This is a genomic window from Vibrio sp. 10N.261.51.A4 (assembly GCF_041471945.1).
Lineage (GTDB): Bacteria > Pseudomonadota > Gammaproteobacteria > Enterobacterales > Vibrionaceae > Vibrio > Vibrio crassostreae_C.
Genome location: NZ_JBFRPJ010000068.1, coordinates 21,798 through 38,926 on the forward strand (window position 1 = coordinate 21,798; position 17,129 = coordinate 38,926).

18 protein-coding genes and 2 tRNA genes are annotated in these 17,129 nt (G+C 44.0%); 11 read left to right on the top strand and 9 right to left on the bottom strand.

What is annotated here, in order from left to right:
• Positions 1–88 precede the first annotated feature (88 nt).
• Complete coding sequence (gene folD, locus AB4384_RS15310) at positions 89–946, bottom strand: bifunctional methylenetetrahydrofolate dehydrogenase/methenyltetrahydrofolate cyclohydrolase FolD (protein ID WP_017062367.1); 858 nt, start codon at positions 944–946, stop codon at positions 89–91.
• Between the two features lie 211 nt (positions 947–1,157).
• On the opposite strand from folD, the gene AB4384_RS15315 reads away from it, so the two are divergent.
• Both AB4384_RS15315 and AB4384_RS15320 read left to right on the top strand, forming a co-directional pair.
• Positions 1,158–1,234, top strand: a tRNA-Arg gene (locus AB4384_RS15315).
• Positions 1,235–1,326: 92 nt separating this feature from the next.
• Positions 1,327–2,178: a site-specific integrase gene (locus AB4384_RS15320; RefSeq protein ID WP_136982992.1), complete on the top strand. Its 852-nt coding sequence runs from the start codon at positions 1,327–1,329 to the stop codon at positions 2,176–2,178.
• A 43-nt stretch (positions 2,179–2,221) separates the two neighbouring features.
• Here AB4384_RS15320 and AB4384_RS15325 read toward each other — a convergent pair whose 3' ends face one another.
• The 6 genes from AB4384_RS15325 to AB4384_RS15350 form a co-directional block, all read right to left on the bottom strand.
• On the bottom strand, positions 2,222–3,025 hold the full coding sequence (locus tag AB4384_RS15325) for a hypothetical protein (RefSeq protein WP_136982991.1): 804 nt from the start codon (positions 3,023–3,025) through the stop codon (positions 2,222–2,224).
• A gap of 119 nt (positions 3,026–3,144) precedes the next feature.
• Entirely contained in the window at positions 3,145–3,456 is a 312-nt protein-coding gene (locus AB4384_RS15330; RefSeq protein WP_372129766.1) for a hypothetical protein, read from the bottom strand.
• 127 nt (positions 3,457–3,583) lie between these two features.
• On the bottom strand, positions 3,584–3,880 hold the full coding sequence (locus AB4384_RS15335) for a hypothetical protein (protein WP_372129767.1): 297 nt from the start codon (positions 3,878–3,880) through the stop codon (positions 3,584–3,586).
• On the bottom strand, positions 3,873–4,400 hold the full coding sequence (locus tag AB4384_RS15340) for a hypothetical protein (RefSeq protein ID WP_372129768.1): 528 nt from the start codon (positions 4,398–4,400) through the stop codon (positions 3,873–3,875). The genes AB4384_RS15335 and AB4384_RS15340 overlap by 8 nt, the downstream gene beginning before the upstream one ends.
• Positions 4,401–4,660: 260 nt before the next feature.
• Positions 4,661–5,269: a recombinase family protein gene (locus tag AB4384_RS15345; RefSeq protein WP_372129769.1), complete on the bottom strand. Its 609-nt coding sequence runs from the start codon at positions 5,267–5,269 to the stop codon at positions 4,661–4,663.
• Between the two features lie 334 nt (positions 5,270–5,603).
• Positions 5,604–6,218: a hypothetical protein gene (locus AB4384_RS15350; RefSeq protein ID WP_372129770.1), complete on the bottom strand. Its 615-nt coding sequence runs from the start codon at positions 6,216–6,218 to the stop codon at positions 5,604–5,606.
• A gap of 165 nt (positions 6,219–6,383) precedes the next feature.
• On the opposite strand from AB4384_RS15350, the gene AB4384_RS15355 reads away from it, so the two are divergent.
• The 3 genes from AB4384_RS15355 to aroC all read left to right on the top strand — a co-directional run bounded on the left by AB4384_RS15355 (position 6,384) and on the right by aroC (position 8,280).
• A complete protein-coding gene (locus tag AB4384_RS15355) occupies positions 6,384–6,767 on the top strand; it encodes a hypothetical protein (RefSeq protein ID WP_372129771.1) in 384 nt (127 codons plus the stop codon).
• Positions 6,768–6,847: 80 nt separating this feature from the next.
• A tRNA-Ser gene (locus tag AB4384_RS15360) sits at positions 6,848–6,925 on the top strand.
• Between the two features lie 269 nt (positions 6,926–7,194).
• Positions 7,195–8,280 (top strand): chorismate synthase, encoded by a 1,086-nt coding sequence (aroC, locus tag AB4384_RS15365; protein WP_029235357.1) that lies wholly within the window; start codon positions 7,195–7,197, stop codon positions 8,278–8,280.
• A gap of 150 nt (positions 8,281–8,430) precedes the next feature.
• Here aroC and AB4384_RS15370 read toward each other — a convergent pair whose 3' ends face one another.
• Entirely contained in the window at positions 8,431–9,054 is a 624-nt protein-coding gene (locus AB4384_RS15370) for a trimeric intracellular cation channel family protein (protein ID WP_017062358.1), read from the bottom strand.
• A gap of 298 nt (positions 9,055–9,352) precedes the next feature.
• On the opposite strand from AB4384_RS15370, the gene AB4384_RS15375 reads away from it, so the two are divergent.
• The 3 genes from AB4384_RS15375 (at position 9,353) to AB4384_RS15385 (ending at position 10,851) form a co-directional block, all read left to right on the top strand.
• The gene (locus tag AB4384_RS15375) at positions 9,353–9,883 is read left to right on the top strand and encodes an elongation factor P hydroxylase (RefSeq protein WP_076654578.1); all 531 of its coding nucleotides are present in this window, start codon (positions 9,353–9,355) and stop codon (positions 9,881–9,883) included.
• Between the two features lie 9 nt (positions 9,884–9,892).
• A complete protein-coding gene (locus AB4384_RS15380) occupies positions 9,893–10,156 on the top strand; it encodes a YfcL family protein (protein WP_017063425.1) in 264 nt (87 codons plus the stop codon).
• A gap of 173 nt (positions 10,157–10,329) precedes the next feature.
• Complete coding sequence (locus tag AB4384_RS15385; protein ID WP_102320175.1) at positions 10,330–10,851, top strand: NADPH-dependent FMN reductase; 522 nt, start codon at positions 10,330–10,332, stop codon at positions 10,849–10,851.
• A 150-nt stretch (positions 10,852–11,001) separates the two neighbouring features.
• Here AB4384_RS15385 and mnmC read toward each other — a convergent pair whose 3' ends face one another.
• Positions 11,002–13,152, bottom strand: coding sequence for a bifunctional tRNA (5-methylaminomethyl-2-thiouridine)(34)-methyltransferase MnmD/FAD-dependent 5-carboxymethylaminomethyl-2-thiouridine(34) oxidoreductase MnmC (gene mnmC / locus AB4384_RS15390; RefSeq protein ID WP_102320176.1), 2,151 nt, complete (start codon positions 13,150–13,152; stop codon positions 11,002–11,004).
• Between the two features lie 56 nt (positions 13,153–13,208).
• Between mnmC and fabB the strand changes: the two genes are divergently transcribed.
• The 3 genes from fabB to AB4384_RS15405 all read left to right on the top strand — a co-directional run bounded on the left by fabB (position 13,209) and on the right by AB4384_RS15405 (position 17,080).
• Positions 13,209–14,435 carry a beta-ketoacyl-ACP synthase I gene (gene fabB, locus AB4384_RS15395; protein ID WP_017070308.1) on the top strand — a complete coding sequence of 409 codons (1,227 nt, stop codon included), beginning with the start codon at positions 13,209–13,211 and terminating at the stop codon, positions 14,433–14,435.
• Positions 14,436–14,920: 485 nt separating this feature from the next.
• Positions 14,921–16,054 (top strand): 4-phosphoerythronate dehydrogenase, encoded by a 1,134-nt coding sequence (locus AB4384_RS15400; protein ID WP_017062351.1) that lies wholly within the window; start codon positions 14,921–14,923, stop codon positions 16,052–16,054.
• Between the two features lie 12 nt (positions 16,055–16,066).
• Entirely contained in the window at positions 16,067–17,080 is a 1,014-nt protein-coding gene (locus AB4384_RS15405) for an aspartate-semialdehyde dehydrogenase (RefSeq protein ID WP_017062350.1), read from the top strand.
• The last annotated feature ends 49 nt before the right edge of the window (positions 17,081–17,129 follow it).

The following is a 17,129-nucleotide window of genomic DNA, read 5'->3' on the forward strand; positions in this document are numbered from 1 at the left end:
AAAACGAATAGCTAAGTACCAAAGCATCAAAAAAGCCGCAACGTTCATCACGTTGCGGCTTTCTAATTTTATTTATATGCGCTGCGGACTACTTCGAGTGAAATTGCTCGCAAGCGATCATGGTGTTCTCGATTAGGCTCGCAACCGTCATTGGGCCAACACCACCCGGCACAGGTGTGATGAAGCTTGCGCTTTCTTTCGCTACGTCGTATTCAACGTCGCCCACTAGTTTGCCAGATTCTAAACGGTTGATACCAACATCGACCACAACAGCGCCTTTCTTAATCCAAGCGCCAGGAATGAAGTTAGGCTTACCAACGGCAACTACAACAACGTCTGCTTGACGCACGTGACCTTCAAGGTCTTTGGTGAAGCGGTGACATGTTGTCGTTGTACAACCTGCTAGAAGAAGTTCTAGCGTCATTGGGCGACCTACAATGTTTGATGCGCCAACCACAACCGCGTGTTTACCACGTAAGTCGATGTTGTAACGGTCAAGCAGCGTGATGATGCCTTTTGGCGTACAAGAGCGAAGCTTAGGCATGCGCTGAGCCAAACGGCCGACATTGTATGGGTGGAAGCCGTCAACGTCTTTCTCTGGCGTGATACGCTCAAGAACGTGAGTGCTATCAATGCCAGCTGGTAGAGGCAGTTGAACAAGAATACCGTCGATCTCTGGATCGTCGTTCAGTTGGTCTACCAATGTTAACAATTCGTCTTCTGTCGCAGTGGCTGGCAAGTCGTAAGATTTAGATACGAAGCCAACTTCTTCACACGCTTTACGCTTACTTCCAACGTAAACCTGAGAAGCAGGGTCTTCACCCACTAAAACAACCGCTAGGCCCGGAGCGCGTAATCCAGCTTCAGTACGAGCTTTTACACGTGCAGCAACTTCGGAGCGAACCGTTTGAGAAATTAGCTTTCCATCAATATTTTGAGCAGTCATGAATTTCCTTAGTATTGATATTCAAGTTAGTGGCTGATGTTTTTGGCGCATTATTCCAGAAAATCTTTTTGATTACCATCAAGCAAACGTTTGCTTTGGTCTATTTTCCAACACTTATATGTTTGTTGGCCTTTTTTTACCCACTTAGATCAGAATGTTACATAAAGCCGTTGCTTTACTGATTCGAATTCGTATAATTCGTTCCTGTAGCGCGCCCTTAGCTCAGCTGGATAGAGCACCTCCCTTCTAAGGAGGTGGTCGAAGGTTCGAATCCTTCAGGGCGTGCCATTATTTAGAAAGTCCCGATAATTCAATGAGTTGTCGGGATTTTTGCTTTTTAGCGTCACTGTCCCTTTTCATACCCTTGAGAGGACAGATACTTGAATTTTGATACCCACGTCACGCTTTCTCTGCACACACCTATCCCTGTACTGATAGAACAGTACTCAATTCAGAAAGCTCAATACTTCAAAAGCTACCTCTGTACTATCCAGTATCGCCTAAAGCGTTTAGCTGAATGGTTCTCTGATAGCTGTGTAAAAGACATTTCTCCAGAGCTTGTGTCTAAGTTTCTACGAGAGCGACAGACACAGGTTAAATCTGGTTCAGTTAGAAAAGATGCCTCAGTGTTACGAGCGATGCTTAATTGGCTGAGAAAGGACATAGGTTTGCAGATACCTGATGTGTTTAAGCACGTTCGAATCCCAAAAGACTACACAGTGCGACAGTTCACACCTACAGATGAACAACTACATAAAGTGATAGGGAATCTCAAAACTCAGGAACTCAAAGACATTTGCTTGCTGCTATCTGAAACAGCTTGTCGGCGTAGCGAAATACTAGGATTAAAGCTTGGTGATGTGTGCCTTTCAGGGCGTTTTCTTCAGCTTAGAGATACGAAAAACGGTGAGGATAGGCGAGTTCCATTATCACGACCTGCAATGGCAATTCTTGAGCGCAGATTGCATGAGTTAGACGGATACTCAGAATCAAAACTTTTATTTAGTACTCAACCGATGTACTTGAGTAAAGCCTTTAGAGTTGCTGCTGATAGGGAGGGGCTGAATGATTTTGTGCTTCACTCACTGCGACACTACCGCTTATCTAAGCTCATACAGGCAGGGCATGACCATATGCTCGTAGCGAAGCTATCAGGCCACAAGGATATTCGAGTGCTGAATCGCTATGTGAAAGTTGACGTATCTCAGTTAGCAGTGGCGTTGTTCGACTGAAGAAAACAGATACCTGTTGACGGGTATCTGCTTTTGATTTTAGTTACCAGTATGATTTAACTGTTCGCTCGGAGAATCCAGTTGCAACGGCTACTTGCTTTGCGGTTCTCCCTTTTGCTCGAAGGTCTTTAAATCGTATTTTATCCTCCTCCTGCACCTTCTTTCGACGACTTGGCTTGGTAGATGTATTTTGCTCAAGTTCTCCGACACGGTGTTCTGCGCTGTTTTGACGAGATTTAAGTAAAGCGATTTCTTGGCGTAGGTTTTCAAACTCTTCATCAAGGCCTAAAGCGATTCTCCTGTCTTTTATCAGCGTATTGATTGCAAAGCTGTTTGTCCGGTCTCGATATCCAGCTTCATCGGAGGACTTGCTGTACTTTTTGATACGTTTCATCTCAGGGTGATTTTTGTATTTCTTAAAGGCAAGCTTTATACCTTTCTTTGATTTGGCTTGGAGTGAGCGAGAAACATAATCCTCTAGTTCATGACCACTTATGCCTTTCTCTTGAGCGTACAAGACGATAAGTATTTCGGCTGTGAACTTGGGTAATGCTTCGTGAGGGATGTTAAGTGCGCTACCAAATAGATTTACCACATCTTCTGCTTGTACTTTCTTAGCTATCTGATGATTGGTCATTTTAATGACACTCTTGATAGCCTTTGATTGAACTTTGTTTAACGCTTTACCAGCTTGTAAAACGGTGTAGACCAAATGTGAGGAGTTGACATCCCACACACTGCGTTCTTGAAGTTCTGCATCCTGTAAAGCAGTGGAAAGCATCTCCACTGCTTCCAGAAACTCTGGTGCATGTTTTTCTATATTTTTCAGTTGCTTTTTTAGTTTCATAAAACCTTCGTAGATTGATATTTATATATAATATATGGTCTTAGTGCACTTCTACTGCACGCTAGTTGCACGGGTAATTAGCTGAAGCCTGAACCGTGACATTAGCAATACAGATTCTTTTACTGCAGGAAGTTAGAGAAAATGAATATCGCTAATTGTTTTTGATGGTACTTGTATGCGGTTTTCCCATTGCTTTGACGCTTCATTTTGAACTTCACTTCATTACTTTTTCTTGCTGCTTTCAGTGCGGCACGAGACCAATAGGTAGACACACCACGAGGATTAAACCCTTGCGCCTTAAGCCAGTCCTTGAAGTTGGTCTGTCTAAAGCTCAGGTACTTCTTTTGATTTGACGGAATATGAAGTTTGTTGGGTGATTTGTACTTTTTACTTTTTCGATAATGGCAATCTAGTTTGATTAATTTACTCATAGGGGTTCCTTAATGCCGATACGCACATCATGGTGCATGTTTTAGATGAGGTAGGTTGATTCCAAAGGGAATCAAGAGGGGTTTAGATTGGGAGGCCACCCAATCACCGGAACTATGTTCCTCCGTCTTATCGGTGCATTTTCAGTTTGCTTCGTTGTTCAATTCGGATGCGCTCAAGCTCATTACCTAGCCTCTTGTCTTTCTTGCTAGGTTCTTCCCTTGCAGTGGTCTTGTTGAGGCGTAGCAGTTTGATAGCGTTATCAATAGTGTCCTTTTGGATACACATTGTGAGATTGTCGTCCTTGTCAGTACTGTTCTCTGCTTCCGCTTTTTGCTCCTGAATCTGCTTAAGGAGTACATCAGCTACAACATCATGTAGCTCTTGCACTTGTGACACTGTTCCTACTTTGTTCTTCTTAGGCATTGGTCTTTCCCTTCTTCTTATTTCGATTTTTCAGTAGCTTTGCTTGCTGTACTCGCTCCATGTCCCACCCCTTAAGCTTGACGTACATCAGCTTGAGCTTCCGCTTTCGGGCTAGTGACTGTCGCGTACTACCGTTCATATCTCTAAGGTCATGCTGTAGCTCACAACGTTTACGGTTGTACTCCTTGCGGTTTATAGCCTTCATTCGCTTGCGCCATTTATATTCGTTGAGTGCACACTTTTTAAAATGAATAGGCGTACCGTGAACAGTCATTCTCAACTTCCACGCATTAGGTTTGATTCCGTCCTCTCTAAGCCACTCCCAATGAATTGAACTCATATCAGCTAAGCTCTTTACAAATGATTCGGACAATCCACATATTTGGCTTATTTGTATAGCGGAGAGTCTAGGCCGTAGCACTAACCGACCATTTTTCTTGATGAGTTCTTCTTCTGGCTGTGAGTACAGCACTTGAATAGCTTTTCTTACTTTGTCTTTACTTACTTTTCGTCTACCCATACCGTTCTACCTTATTGGCTTTCCTGAAGCTTCTATCTTCTATACCAACGTTTAATAACCAATTGGTAAGGAAAAGGGAGTAAGGTACGGTGTGAAATATTTCTGAAGCTGTTGATTTTATTGGTCTGTTATTGGGGTGGTGTCTGATATAAAAGTCCGATATATCGTACACATGTACGCTGAAACTAAACTTCAGATAAAAGAAAGCCCCACCGCAAGTGCAAGGTAGGGCTGTCTGTCGGGATTTTTACTGATTGTACTTATAAGGACTTTTTGATGTTGTAGATTGAGCTACGAGTAACGCCATGCTTTCTAGCCATCGCCGCAACAGGTTCCCCATTCGCTAATCCCTGAACGATACTCTTGTATGTCTCTGCACCCATCTTCAAAGGTCGCCCACCTTTTACAGCTTTCTCTGCCTCTGCCTTTGTTGCTCCTGCTTCAATACGTTTGGCGACACTGTGAGCCTTGCCTGACTGCATACGGTCTTCAATCATGTCCCTTTCCATCTCAGCGAACAAAGCAAGTAGGTGAACCATTGCTTTGCCCATTAGGTCGTTAGCTCCGGTATCTACTCCTTGCTCAATGCATTTAACCGTTATACCTCTCTCCTTGAAGGTTTCGAGGTTTAGTAGTACCTGCGACAGTGAACGACCTAGGCGGTCTAGTTTGGTAATTACTACAGTGTCTCCCTCTCGTGCGTACTCAAGAAGGTCATTGATTAGCTCTTGGTGTTCTTGGCTCTTACCTGAATGTTTAGCCTTCCATACTTTTCTACAGCCATAGCTCTCAAGTTTGCTCACCTGTGCACCTAAGTCTTGTTCTTTAGTAGATACACGAGCTAATCCAAGTAATGCGCCATTCTTCATCTGTACAATTCTCTGTAGTTTTGATTACTAGTTGGTGTGCATCCTATAGCTGCGAATAAAACACTGTCAATAAGTTTTGTACATGTACAAAGGTGTTTAGGATAGGTGAGTTAGTGTTTTGTTCACTCTGCTTTGTACAGCCTTTTCCCTTGGTGAGTTTTTGTTTCTTGAGATTTCGGGAGGGTATTGGGGGACATGAAAAAAGACTCCACAGCGGAAGCTCTCGCACATTTTCGACCCTTGAATTTTGAGTTTGTTGGTTTGATTTTAGTTATCGGCATCAAGAGAAGACGCCGATATTCTTTTGCACTGTTTTCAGGCTATGTGTAGCTTGTTAGTCTGTCGGATTATTAGCAAACTGGATGTTACCGAAACCGTCTCGGATAACATACCCATGGTCATCAAATGAGACGTTACCTAATTGATTGGCGAATACAGGGTATACCTTCCACTTTTCAAGAGAGACATCGTCCCCGATGCTTTGTCTCCATTTGAGGGCGTAGTCCAGAGAATCGAACACCATATAGTCTGCTGTGTTCTCTAAAAAACTACATTCTTGCGAGCCTAGTTCGCTGTAATATTCATTCAGTAGTTCGGAATTGAGCTGATTTGCATGTTGTGCCAATTGATTTGCTTGGTCACGCATAGCCCACATTATTTGATTATATTGGTCCTTCCCTACAGCCATAGATGAAATCTTGATACGTTCAATAAACTTCCCTTGAAGAACATTTTTATTTGAGCATCGTCCAAGCTGAGAATACATCCGTGCATACTCTCTTCCCCAGTCGTAGAACTGTGCATATTTTCCATCTGGAATAGGGTTATAAGTCGAGATTATCTTCCTTCCAACTATGTAACTCGTTGGTTCTTGGTCGATGACTTGAGAAGTGTTTGCACATGCAGTTATTGATAATGAGAGCAAGGCCAACAGGGTAGGTTTTATCATGTGGATTTCAGTTTTCTGGTACATATATAGTATATAATAACACAAAACATTTGGGGCTTGGGCAGTCGTTCCTATGTGTAAAGTAGACCTTGACGACGAGCAATGCTAAAGCGATTCAAAGTACATATAAGTACAATCAGACATTAATAATTTTAGGGAACTCTTATGAAAAAATTCTTAACTATCTTCTGCCTATTACTACCAAGCGTGACGTTAGCGAAAACTTACACTACAGCTCAGATTAGTTGTCAGCTTGATGAGTATTGGGACCCAACGGAGATTCATAATTTCATTTATACGGATGATAGAATGGTAAGTTATGGCAGTACCTTTGAGCTTGAAGTCATCAGGCCAATGACGGAAGGCGAGAACGGCGTCATAACTATGGAGTATAACTTGGCTGACAACGGTGATATGTACTTTTGGTCATATGACCCAAAATACAGAACATTCAAATATAAGTTTTTAAAATACAAAGAAAATGGCGAGGTTATGTGGGTCGGTACAGGTCAAGAGAACTACAAACGCTGTAAGGCAAACTTTAGTTAGTTTTTGAGTGGGATACTCTTTACAGCTACAGTAGCACTGTCTTACAATCACGTCTCACTCGGGAAGTGACAAGCTATTAAACGCATGAACTGTATGATTCCTATCGATACTCCCTTCTAAGGAGGTGGTCGAAGGTTCGAATCCTTCAGGGCGTGCCATTATTTAAAGAAACCCGATAACTCTCCGAGTTGTCGGGTTTTTTGCATTTTACACATCATAAAACACTTCTTTTCAAGCGCGACTCATTTTCTTCTGTTATTCGTTTCATTCGGCTTATGTAATAGAAAGTTAAAATTGTTCGTTTTTTGGGGTTTACATCATTTGGTAATAAAGCCACTATGAATTCACGAAGAATAGACAAGTAAAGCTATTAGCCAGTCGGTTTAGGAATCAAACCTTCTGATTGATGGCTGATTTAGAGGAAGCAATGGCAGGAAACAGTATCGGACAACACTTTCGAGTGACCACATTCGGAGAGAGTCACGGTATCGCACTAGGATGTATCGTAGACGGGTGCCCACCAGGATTAGAAATTACCGAAGAAGATCTGCAGAAAGATCTGGACCGTCGTCGTCCGGGCACTTCTCGCTATACAACGGCTCGTCGTGAAGCGGATGAAGTGAAAATCTTATCAGGTGTATTTGAAGGCCAAACTACGGGTACTTCTATTGGTCTATTGATTGAAAATACAGACCAACGCTCTAAAGACTATTCCGAAATTAAAGACAAGTTCCGCCCTGGCCACGCTGACTATACGTACCATCAAAAGTACGGTGTGCGTGATTACCGAGGTGGTGGTCGTTCTTCAGCTCGTGAAACTGCAATGCGTGTTGCTGCAGGTGCAATTGCGAAGAAATACCTAAAACAAGAATTTGGTGTTGAAATCCAAGCTTACCTTTCTCAAATGGGTGATATCTCAATTGATAAAGTGGATTGGAACGAGATTGAAAACAACGCTTTCTTCTGTCCAGATGCCGACAAAGTACCAGAATTTGATCAACTGATTCGTGACTTGCTAAAAGAAGGCAACTCGATCGGTGCGAAGATTCAAGTGGTTGCGACTAAAGTGCCAGTAGGCCTTGGTGAGCCAATCTTTGATCGTCTAGATGCTGACATCGCGCACGCTCTAATGAGCATTAACGCTGTGAAAGGTGTTGAGATTGGTGATGGCTTCGATGTTGTTAATCAACGCGGTAGTGAACACCGTGACCCATTAACTCCAGAAGGTTTCAGCAGCAATCATGCTGGCGGTATCTTAGGTGGTATCTCTACTGGTCAAGATATTGTGGCAAGCATTGCGCTTAAACCAACATCAAGCATCACTGTACCTGGTGACACAATCACGAAAGATGGTGAAGCAACGCAGCTAATCACGAAAGGTCGTCACGATCCATGTGTTGGCATCCGTGCGGTACCTATTGCAGAAGCAATGCTGGCTATCGTGCTGCTTGACCACTTGCTACGTCATCGTGGTCAAAACTTTGGTGTGACAACTGAAACACCACAAATCTAATTCTGCTTCTTTTTATTTAGAATAGAATTGGTAGAAACAAAAAAGGGTTGCTTCGTAATGAAGTAACCCTTTTTCACATTAGCAGGATTATTCGTCCGGTTAGCGACTATCGTCATTAAAGACAGCTAGCAGCTTAAGGCTCTTAATCCATTAATGCACTGAACTTTCAGGATCAAGCTGGAACGAAGGCAAACTCCATTTGAATCTTACAGCCGCCATGCGCAGCAAGTAACCAACTACAAGCGTCACAATTGTCGCCGTGACGTCGTTGATGCCAAGCTCAAGCAAACCTAGGTACAAACCTGAAGCGACAAGTGCGACAGAGGCATACAGCTCTTCATGTAACACCAATGGTGTTTGACGACAGATAAGGTCACGTAACAAACCACCAAAGACACCTGTCACTAATGCCGATACCATGCAAATCATCGGGTGCAGACCCATGGTCATCGCTACTTTGGTACCAATGATACTGAATACGATTAGGCCTAAGGCATCCAAGCGAATAAACAAACCTTTTAGCTTGATAACCCATTTCGCCAACCCGGTTGTAATAACACCTGCTATACAGGTGATGGCCAGATACTGCGGGTTTTCAACCCAACCTAAAGGGTAATGGCCAAGTAAGATATCTCGTACTGTACCGCCGCCAATTGCCGTTGCACTCGCAACCAACATTACACCAAACCAATCCATTTTTTGTTTGCCAGCACTGAGAGCGCCGGTCATGGCTTCTGCCGTGATGCCAATGATATACAAAACACTTAGTAGCATTGCTGTAGCTCTATAATATAGGTCTATAAATTGGAGTCTTATAGGCCATAGGGATATAAAATGAAGCGCGAGTGTAGTAGTAAAAATGCTTGTTGACGAATGAATATTTGTACCGTGAATGGGCGTTTCAGATTAGCTAAACTAATCATTCACCTTAAAGTGGTGTAATCTGGAAATGGCAATCGATTGTCACTGCAAAGTATAATGGCGAACCCGATGTCATTACGCTTGATAGGGCTTTACCGAGCGCTTAAAAAAAAGCAAAATGCCCCAGTTATTTTTACTTAAATTTGATTTTATGACACACCAATACTCAGACATTATCGATATCTTCAATCAGACCTTTTTTGAAAGCTTTAATACCAAACTAGAGCTAGGGGCTGATGAGCCGATCTATTTGCCTGCTGATGATACTATCCCACACCATCGAATCGTGTTCGCACGTGGCTTTTACGCCTCTGCACTCCATGAGATCGCACACTGGTGCGTTGCTGGGCCTGAGCGTCGTTTACTGGAAGATTTTGGCTATTGGTATGAACCTGACGGTCGAACTGAGGCGGTTCAAGCTGAGTTTGAAAAAGTAGAAATTCGCCCACAAGCGTATGAATGGATCATTGCGATGAGCGCAGGCTTTCCTTTTAATGTCAGCTGTGACAATCTACACGGCGATTTTGAGCCAGATCGTTTGGCCTTTATGAATAAAGTACATAGCGAAGTTATGGGTATCTTTGAAGTAGGCTTTCCGCCTCGCGTGAAAATGCTCTCTGAAGCATTACGCAGCTTCTACGATGTGGAACCTTTATGTGCTAGCCAATTTATTGTGAAATAAGAGAATATTATGATTATCGAATTTGAAGAAAAACTACTTGAAGTAATTGATGCTCGCATTGAAAACGCATCAGACGATGAACTGTTTGCTGGTGGTTACTTACGTGGTCATATTTCTCTTTCAGTGGCTTCATGTGAAGAAGAAGGCATTGAAGATGTGGCTGAAGTAAAAGCTCGTATTGAACAGAGCCTAGACGACGCTCGCTCTGAACTAACACCAGCAGACCGCACTATCGTTAATGACCTTTGGGTTGAGCTACAAAACCAAGCTTAATCTCGATGTATTAATACTATCCGCTCAGTCCCCTTTCCCATTTTGCTGAGCGAACTGGTTTATTTGAGACTCGTTCGAAATTTTTGAATGAGTCCGTTCATTTCTTGTGATGGTTACATTTTCTTACTACGTTATTCTAATCCCACTTAACGGAATTACAGAAAGGTCACATCATGAAAGTTATCGCATTTGGCGCAAGCACAAGTTCTACCTCAATCAACAAAACACTAGCAACTTACGCAGCAAACTTGATTGAAGGTGCTGAAGTTAAAGTCCTAGACATCAACGATTACAATGTTCCTATGTTCAGTGAAGACACTGAAAAAGAGATTGGCCAAGCTGAAGGTGCTCAAGCATTCCTACGCGAACTAGCTGAAGCTGATGCGTTTGTTATCTCGTTCGCAGAACACAATGGTCACTACCCAGCTGCGTATAAAAACCTATTTGATTGGGCGACACGCATTGAGCGTTCAGTATTTGGCGAGAAGCCGGCGGTTTACCTAGCGACTTCACCAGGCCCTGGCGGCGCACAAACGGTACTTGGTGCAGCGACAGGTTCTGCACCTTACTTCGGTGGCAACGTGCAAGCGTCAGTTTCAGTACCAAGCTTCTACGATAACTTTGATTTTGAATCTGGTTCTATCAGCAACGAAGAGATCGTTCTACAGATTAAAGACGCGGTTGCTAAGCTGTAAATACAGCTTCGTTTAGAACATCAGTTTAGAGCAACACGAATAACAAAAAGCCCGAGCGACTTAACTTAGTCACGTAGGGCTTTTTAGCTTTTAACTTATTAGTTTCAGATATTCAGAAATTTCAGATGTTCAAAATAGCTGAACTAGAAACTACGGCTTTGATTTAGAATGCTTGTCAGCAACCCATCCAGCCGTTAATGCCTTACCTTTACGCAGTCTGCGTACCCACATTCGACTTGGGTGAATCGCCTCAAGCACATCAACAGGCAAGGGCAGCGGATCGCCACAGATCTGTGATGCTAATACTTCAGCCAATAATGGTGCAGAGCTCAAACCACGTGAACCCAGTCCGATAAAGCAATAAAGGTTAGGGAAGCTTGTTACCGTTTCTACATCCTCAACCGAGTCACGCTGCGGGTTGAAGTTGTGGAGATCTTGGTACTGCTCCTTAATGGCTTCAAAGTCACCAACGTTTCCCACAAACGGAAGGTGGTCACGGCTTACGCTTCGGATACCTTGGCGCGCTAAGTTGTCACTGGTATCGACATCTTTTGTCCATGCTTGGTCTGGTAGTGACCCATGTAGGCGCTCGCCATTGTGCTGCTGAACCTCAATATCAAATTCTTGGTCGATATTGGTTTTGTCGTAGTTCGCACCAATACAGTGATGACCATTGTTGGGGTTCTGTGGCGTCAAATAGCCATCAAAGCACAACACGGTTTTTAGCTGGCTGAGATTTTCCGTGGTCGGAATATGGCTCACTTGGCCTTTAACCGGAGTCAGTGGTACTGGCTGAGTTTGTTCAAACTGAGTGAACTTGTGTCCGTTTGCGACAACTACTTGGTCGTGCTTAGTTTGAATCTCACCTTGAGGTGCCTCAATCGTCAGTAACCATTGTTGTTCAGCTTCGAGCCACTCAAGTTGCGTTACTTGATGTTGATAGTGTGCGCTCACTTGGTTGCTCTCTTCTAGCTTGCCAATCAAGCCTTGAGTCAGTTGAAGAGGGCTTAGCCAACCACCCAGCGGAAAGTAAACACTCTCTTTATCGACGGGTAAGCCAATCTTTTCGTTGGCTTGCTCTGGCGATAAACGCTGAATCAGGTCGGTGTGGAAGTTGCCTTCCAACATGCGGTTGAGCTTTTTAGTGGAGCCTTGATCCCACATCAAGATGTTCACGCCACACCAACTGTGATCAAATTGAATAGACTGAGCCGCTTGATTAATAAATTGACGAGCAAACAGTAATCCCGGGCCAAACACGCGAGACACGTTCGAGGTCGCTTCGCTTAATAGCGGGTAAATCGCACCTTGGTTGTTACCTGAGGCATTGCCCGCAGCTTGTGGATGTTCACAATAAAGGGTGATGTTTTTACCACGACGGCTTAGCGTTTTGGCTAATGCAGCACTGGCGACACCACCACCAATGATCGCAATGTCTTGGGATTCAGTGTGTTGAGCGAGGCCATACCAAGGTTTGATGTTGGTGTGAGCGTGCTTTTCGCCAAGTCGGCCGGCGATCATTTCTCGCTTAGTACCAAAGCCTTTGACCTTTTTCATTTCAAAGCCAGCTTCAATTAAGCCACGGCGAACAAAGCCAGCAGCGGTGAAGGTGGCGCAGCTACAATCTTGCTTAGCGAGCTTAGCCATGCCGTTGAATAGGTTTTGATTCCACATCTCTGGGTTCTTGCTCGGAGCAAAACCGTCTAAGAACCAAGCATCAACCAAACCTTCACGCGGGGTTGGTACGTTGGGCATGCAATCTTTAATATCGCCAAACCACAAATCAAGCGTGATTGCACCGTCGCCCAGCACAATGCGGTGACATTCAGGTAGAGCAATAGGGTAGTGTTCTTGGAGTTGCGTCGCATACTCGGCTAATTCTGGCCACGATTGGTGTGCTTTGATGAGATCCTCTTTATTTAAAGGATATTTTTCAAAACTGATGAAATGTAACTCTTTGGTCATCGCTTGTGGGTTATCTTTAAGAAAAGCATCGAACCATTGCCAAACTGCAAGAAAGTTCAAACCTGTGCCAAAGCCGGTTTCAGCAATCACAAAGCGGCGTTGTTCATGTTCAAGCCAACGCTCTGGAAGGTGGTTTTGCTTTAAAAAGACGTAGCGAGTTTCTTCTAAACCGTTAACATTGGAGAAGTAAACGTCGTCAAATTGGTCTGAAACTGGCGTGCCAGACTCATTCCATTCCAGTTCTGCATTAGTAATTGAAGTCATAAAATCTATCATTTTGTGATTTGAAGCGATATGTTGGTAGGGATTGTACGAATTTCTAGGAAAGCTGACCACTTTTGTTAGGCTTCTTAGTTATCATCTAGCTGAATTTAGAATTATAGGAATGTCACATGAAACGAGTCGTAATCACCGGTATGGGTATTGTTTCAAGTATCGGTAACAACGTCGAAGAAGTTTTAGCATCACTGAAAGAGGGTAAATCTGGTATTACCGCTTCAGAGCAGTTCAAGGAAAATGGCTTGCGCTCTCAAGTATGGGGTAACCTAAAAATGAACCCTGCTGACCATATCGATCGCAAAAAAATGCGCTTTATGGGTGATGCAGCGGCATTCGCTTATCTTTCAATGGAGCAAGCAATTGCTGATTCTGGCTTAACTGAAGATCAAGTATCTAATGACCGCACGGGTATCGTTGCGGGTTCAGGTGGTGCTTCATCTCTAAACCAAGTAAACGCGGTAGACATCATCCGTGAGAAAGGCGTGAAGCGCGTTGGTCCATACATGGTTCCACGTACAATGGCTTCTACGGTTTCTGCTTGTCTAGCAACTCCTTTCAAAATCCGTGGTGTGAACTACTCTATGAGCTCTGCATGTGCGACATCTGCACACTGTATTGGTCACGCAATGGAGCTTATCCAACTTGGTAAGCAAGACGTTGTATTCGCTGGTGGCGGTGAAGAACTGGATTGGTCTCTGACTATGATGTTCGACGCAATGGGCGCACTTTCTACTAAGTACAACGATACGCCAGAGCTGGCTTCTCGTACCTACGATGCAGACCGTGATGGTTTCGTTATCTCTGGTGGCGGCGGCATGTTAGTTATCGAAGAGCTTGAGCACGCTGTTGCTCGTGGCGCAAAAATCTACGGTGAAATCGTAGGCTACGGCGCAACTTCAGATGGCTACGACATGGTTGCTCCTTCTGGTGAAGGTGCGGTTCGTTGTATGAAGATGGCGATGCAAAACGTTGATGGCGTTGATTACGTGAACACTCACGGTACTTCAACTCCAGTTGGCGACGTTAAAGAGCTAGGCGCTATCCAAGAAGTTTTCTCTCAAGGCAATGGCGGTGGCAACAGCCCAGCAATTTCTGCAACTAAAGCGATGACAGGTCACGCTCTAGGTGCTGCTGGCGTACACGAAGCTATTTACTCAACGCTAATGCTAGATAACGGCTTTATCGCTCCAAGCATTAACGTTTCGAACCTAGACGAAGCTGCTGCTGGCCTAGACATCGTAACTGAAGCTCGTGATCAAGAGCTAACTACAGTTATGTCTAACAGTTTTGGTTTCGGCGGTACGAACGCAACGCTAGTAATCAAAAAGTACCAAGCTTAACTTAAGCTTGAGTTACAGAGACAAGGTTAATCGTTAAAGGGTTGCGCTAGTGCCGATTCAACACGCACAGGTCACCCAGTAATAATGACCATCAGAACAAAGTTTTTAGACGCAGGTTGGTAAACGTGTTTTTTGAACATAGTTTTTAAATCTGGGTTTAGAGATTGAAAGGTTTCCAGAGCTTGACCAGTACTGACTTTGGTTAGTACTGGTTGAACAGACGCAAGACTCTGTCTCCTGGAGAGCGAGATAGGATCCTTTTGTTCTGGATGTTTGCCCGATTGTTTATTCAATCGGGCATTTTTCGTTTTAGCCGTTTGATCTTGGGTGTTCACTCTGGTTTCGGTTCTTGTCTGCCAAGGTTAGGTGATTCAGCCCTTTATTTATAATGTATTCCAATTGCTACTCGACACCGTGTGTGGAATTTTGCACAATCATTTCAATTCACATTTAGGTCGATAGACCCCAACAAAAGTACTCGCCAAATGAAAATCTTAATCGACGAAAATATGCCTTACGCTGAAGCGCTTTTTAGCCAGCTAGGGGAAGTGACAATGAAGTCTGGTCGCACATTAACAGCTGACGACCTAGTTGACGTAGACGCATTGATGATTCGCTCTGTTACCAAGGTAAACGAGTCATTGATCAGCAAAGCCAATAAGCTGAAGTTTGTTGGTACTGCGACGGCTGGCATGGATCACGTTGACCAAGAGTTGATGAAAGAGCGTGGCATTTTCTTTACTGCGGCACCTGGTTGTAACAAGGTGGGTGTTGCTGAGTACGCGTTCAGTGCGATGATGGTGCTTGCGCAGCAACAAGGCTTTTCTGTTTTTGATAAAACGGTTGGTATTATCGGCTGTGGTCAAGTGGGCAGTTACTTAGCGAAGTGCCTTGAAGGTATTGGTATCAAAGTTCTGCTGAACGACCCTCTAAAACAGCAAGAGGGTGATACGCGCGAATTTACTGAGTTAGAGACTTTGCTTGAACAATCAGACGTTATTACATTACACACGCCAATCACTAAGACGGGTGAGTATCCAACGCATCACTTGATCAGTGAGCAAGTGCTGAACAACTTACGTGCTGATCAAATCCTGATTAATGCAGCTCGCGGTCCTGTGGTTGATAACCAAGCGCTAAAAGCTCGCCTGCAAAAAGCCGATGGTTTCACTGCAGTGCTTGATGTGTTTGAGTTTGAACCTGAAGTCGACTTTGAGCTTCTTCCGTTACTCGCTTTTGCAACGCCTCACGTAGCGGGCTACGGTTTAGAAGGTAAAGCGCGTGGTACCACGATGATCTTCAACAGTTATTGTGAATTTTTAGGTACTGAACAGCGTGCGTATGCAAGCGACTTATTGCCGACAGCGCCTGTACCTCAAATGAAATTAGATAGAGCTTGGGATGAAGCAACACTGCACAATTTGACTCAGTTGATCTATGATGTGCGCAAAGACGACGCCTTATTCCGTCGCAATATCGTTACGCCGGGTTCTTTTGACAAGATGCGTAAAGAATATTGGGACCGCAGAGAGTACAGTGCAGTCGAGTTAACGGGCGACGAATCTTGTAATTTAACGCCGTTATCTAAACTCGGTTTTATGGTAAAGCCAACTTTATAAAAGAGAGAAACAATGAGCCAAGAATTTAATATTGCTATTTTAGGTGCGACTGGTGCGGTTGGTGAAACCATTCTTGAAGTACTTAAAGAGCGTAAATTCCCTGTCGGTGAAATGCACTTACTAGCAAGTGAACGTAGTGAAGGCAAAACTTCCCGTTTTAACGGCAAAACAATACAAGTACAAAACGTAGAAGACTTCGATTGGTCTCAAGTACATATTGCGTTTTTCTCCGCAGGTAGCGAGCTTTCAGAGCGTTGGGCTCCAATTGCGGCTGATGAAGGTGTGGTTGTCATCGATAACACATCACGCTTCCGTTACGAATACGATGTTCCTCTGGTTGTGCCTGAAGTGAACCCTGAAGCGATTGCTGAGTTCCGTAACCGTAACATCATCGCGAACCCTAACTGCTCGACTATCCAAATGGTAGTAGCGCTAAAACCAATTCACGATGAAGTGGGCCTTGAGCGTATTAACGTTTCAACTTACCAATCTGTGTCTGGTGCAGGTAAGCCAGGTATCGATGAGCTAGCGGGTCAAACGGCTAAGCTTCTTAACGGTATGCCAGCTGAAAACTCAGCGTTCTCACAACAAATCGCTTTCAACTGTATTCCTCAAATCGATGAATTTACAGAGAACGGCTACACGCGTGAAGAGATGAAGATGGTTTGGGAAACTCAAAAAATCTTTGCTGACTCTTCAATCACAGTGAACCCGACTTGTGTCCGCGTACCAGTATTTTACGGTCACGCAGAATCTCTACACATTGAAACTCGCGCACCAATCGGTGCAGAGCAAGTGGTTCAGCTTCTAGAGAACACAGAAGGTGTTGAAGTATTCCAAGCGCTAGACTTCCCAACTCAAGTTCGTGATGCAGGTGGTAAAGACCACGTAATGGTTGGTCGTATTCGTAACGACATCAGCCATCACAGTGGCGTAAACATGTGGGTTGTCGCTGATAACGTTCGTAAAGGCGCAGCAACAAACGCAGTTCAAATCGCTGAAGTTCTGATTCGCGATTACTTCTAAGCTTTATTGCTTTGATAAAAAAGCCTCACTCTGAAGTGACCCCGTAAAG